This window comes from Limosilactobacillus albertensis (assembly GCF_014145555.1).
Taxonomy (GTDB): Bacteria; Bacillota; Bacilli; order Lactobacillales; family Lactobacillaceae; genus Limosilactobacillus; species Limosilactobacillus albertensis.
Genome location: NZ_JACIVD010000013.1, coordinates 1 through 214 on the forward strand (window position 1 = coordinate 1; position 214 = coordinate 214).

Consider the following 214-nt stretch of genomic DNA (forward strand, 5'->3'; position numbering starts at 1 on the left):
GGCACATGGTTTCAGGAACTATTTCACTCCCCTTCCGGGGTGCTTTTCACCTTTCCCTCACGGTACTGGTTCACTATCGGTCACTAGGGAGTATTTAGCCTTGCGAGATGGTCCTCGCGGGTTCCGACGGGGTTTCACGTGTCCCGCCGTACTCAGGATCCTGAACAGAGAGTGTGACGTTTCGTCTACGGGGCTCTCACCCTCTATGGCACAG

1 rRNA gene is annotated in these 214 nt (G+C 55.6%); it reads right to left on the reverse strand.

Annotated features, from left to right (window positions below):
* Positions 1-214, reverse strand: a 23S ribosomal RNA gene (locus H5S41_RS00115); the annotation flags it as partial.